The 3,277-nt window shown below is 69.0% G+C and carries 2 protein-coding genes; both read left to right on the top strand.

Annotation, left to right across the window (positions count from 1 at the left end; translation table 11 throughout):
* The coding region (locus C1A33_RS22410) for a beta-ketoacyl reductase (protein ID WP_115538001.1) at window positions 1–1,004 on the top strand (1,004 nt) is incomplete at its 5' end.
* A gap of 29 nt (window positions 1,005–1,033) precedes the next feature.
* A partial coding sequence (locus C1A33_RS22405) for a type I polyketide synthase (protein WP_133150791.1) occupies window positions 1,034–3,277 on the top strand: 2,244 nt, incomplete at its 3' end.

The following is a 3,277-nucleotide window of genomic DNA, read 5'->3' as shown; positions in this document are numbered from 1 at the left end:
CCCCCACCCACCTCCACACCACCCTCAACCCCAAAACCCACGCCGCCTGGAACCTCCACCACCAAACCCGCCACCTCCCCCTCCAACACTTCATCCTCTTCTCCTCCATCGCCGCCACCCTCGGCACACCCGGCCAAGCCAACTACGCCACCGCCAACACCTTCCTCGACACCCTCGCCCACCACCGCCACACCCACAACCTCCCCGCCACCAGCCTCGCCTGGGGCTACTGGCAACAAACCAGCACCATGACCGAACAGATGGGCGAGGTCGACCGGTCTCGGCTGGCTCGGATCGGTGTGGGTGCACTTTCGACCGAGAAGGGGCTGGCGCTCTTCGACGCCGCGCTCGAGCGGAGCGAAGCGCATCTCGTCCCGATGACGCTGGCCGCCGCCGGGACCAGTCCGTCCGCCGCTGTGCCGCCGATCGCGCGCAGCCTGTTCGCGACTCCGGCACGCAAGGCCGATGAGCGGGACGGACCCGCTCCCTCGACGCTGTCGGACCGGCTCGTGGCGCTGGCGCCCGCCGATCGCAGGCGGACGGTCCTCGACGCGGTACGGGCCCAGACGGCCCAGATCCTGGGGCATTCCGGGGCTTCGGCGGTTCCCCCTGGCGCGGCGTTCAAGGAGCTGGGTTTCGACTCGCTCACGAGCCTGGAACTGCGCAACCGGCTCGACGGGATCGTCCGGCACCGGCTGCCGGTGACCCTGGTCTTCGACCATCCCACGCCGGAGGCGATCGCCTCCTATCTGCTCGACGAGCTGTTTCCCCAGGACGAGGAGCCCGCCGGTGCTCCGGACAGCACGGACGGCACCAGCGACGCGGAGCTCAGAAGAATCCTGGCGACGATACCGATCGACCGTCTGCGCGCGAGCGGACTAGCGCAGCTCCTCCTTGATGTCACCCAGAGCACCGACGCGCCGGATCAGCCGGAGAGCGCCGAAACCATCGACGAGCTGGATACCGAACGGCTGATTCTCATGGCGTTCGAGGAAACCGACTGAACCCCGATTCTGGCTGGAGTTCGTAGACTATGAGCGAGACATCCACCGAGAAGGTGGTAGCAGCCCTGCGGAAGTCTCTCAAGGAGAACGACCGCCTGCGCCAGCAGAACCGGAAGTTCACCGCGGCCGCACGTGAGCCGATCGCGGTGGTGGGGATCGCGTGCCGTTTCCCGGGGGGTATCGCCTCGCCGGAGGATCTGTGGCGGCTGGTCGAGGCCGGCGGCGAGGCGATCGGTGACTTTCCGACCGACCGGGGCTGGGATCTGGACAGCCTGTTCGACCCCGACCCGGACCATCCCGGCACCTCCTACTCACGCAGCGGCGGGTTCCTCACCGACGTCGGCGGCTTCGACGCCGAGTTCTTCGGCATCAGCCCACGCGAGGCACTCGCCATGGACCCCCAGCAGCGGCTCCTGCTCGAAACCAGCTGGGAAGCCATCGAACACGCCGGGATCAACCCCGACACGCTGCGCGGAACATCCACCGGCGTCTTCAGCGGAATGATGTACCACGACTACGGGACGGGCGACGGGCCGACACCGGAGTCGCTGGAGGGGCACCGCATCACGGGTAGCGCGGGCAGTGTGGCGTCGGGCCGGGTGTCGTATGTGTTCGGGTTCGAGGGGCCGGCGGTCACCATCGACACCGCCTGCTCCTCCTCCCTCGTCGCCGTCCACCTCGCCGTCCAGTCCCTGCGCTCCGGCGAAAGCTCGCTCGCCCTGGCCGGTGGTGTGGCGGTGATGGCCACGCCGGAGACCTTCGTGGAGTTCAGCCGCCAGCGCGGCCTGTCCCCCGACGGCCGCTGCCGTTCGTTCTCCGCCGACGCCAACGGCACCGGCTGGTCCGAAGGCGTCGGCGTCCTCCTCCTCGAACGCCTCACCGACGCGGTCGCCAACAACCACCCCGTCCACGCCGTCATCCGCGGCACGGCCATCAACCAGGACGGCACCTCGAACGGCCTCACCGCGCCCAACGGTCCCTCCCAGCAGCGCGTCATCCGCGCCGCGCTCGCCAACGCCCAGCTGAGCCCCGCCGACGTCGACGCCGTCGAAGCCCACGGCACCGGAACGCCGCTCGGCGACCCCATCGAGGCCCACGCCCTGCTCGCCACCTACGGCCGCAGCCGCCCTGACGACCGGCCGCTCTGGCTTGGCAGTCTCAAATCCAACATCGGCCATACCCAGGCCGCCGCCGGCGTCGCCGGCATCATCAAAATCATCGGGGCGCTCCACCGCAACGAACTCCCCCGTACCCTGCATGCCGACGAACCCACCCCCCACGTCGACTGGGACAGCGGACGCCTCCGACTCCTCGCCACTCCCCAGCCCTGGGACCGGCACGAGCGACCTCGCCGTGCCGGTATCTCCTCCTTCGGCATCAGCGGCACCAACACCCACATCATTCTCGAAGAACCCCCCGCCACCGCTGACGCCACGACGGTGGAAAGCGCCGAACCCGCCGCAACGCAATTCGCGGAGAACGCGGCGAGCACGGAGAACGCGGCGACAGAAGATGAACCAGCACCGTTCTTCTTTCCGCTTTCGGCGCGCACTCCTGACGCGCTACGCGAACACGCCGGCCGCGTTCACCAGCATCTCACCACGCACCCGGACCTGCCGTTGACCGGCGTCAGCCACACTCTGCGCCAGCGGCACGCGTTCGATCACCGAGCGGTCGTTCTCGCCGGCACCCGCACGGGCCTGCTCGAAGGCCTCTCCGCCCTCAGCACACCCAGCGCACCAGGAAGCGCTGGAACTGCTGGAACTGCTGGAACTGCTGGCGTTCTCCACCTCGCCCGCAGCGTCCTGACCACCGGTCATGTTCACCCCGGCAGCGAACAACCCGTGTTCATCTTCCCCGGCCAAGGCTCCCAATGGGCAGGCATGGCCACCCACCTCCTCGCCACCAGCCCCACCTTCACCGAACACTGGCACGCCGCCACCGACGCCCTCACCCCCCACATCGACTGGAACCCCCTCACCGCCCTCACCAACCCCGACCAACTCGCCCGCGTCGACATCGTCCAACCCCTCCTCTGGGCCGTCCTCACCAGCCTCGCCCACCTCTGGAAAACCCACGGCATCACCCCCGCCGCCGTCATCGGCCACAGCCAAGGCGAAATCGCCGCCGCCACCACCGCCGGCATCCTCACCCTCCACGACGCCGCCCACATCATCACCCACCGCGCCCACCTCATCACCACCCTCACCACCCCCGGCGCCATGCCGGGGGTGGTGAGGGTGGTGATGAGGTGGGCGCGGTGGGTGATGATG

The organism is Frankia canadensis, assembly GCF_900197875.1.
GTDB classification, from domain to species: Bacteria; Actinomycetota; Actinomycetes; order Frankiales; family Frankiaceae; genus Frankia; species Frankia canadensis.
Note: the sequence above shows the minus strand (reverse complement) of the source record. Positions and strands in the feature narration are given on the sequence as shown.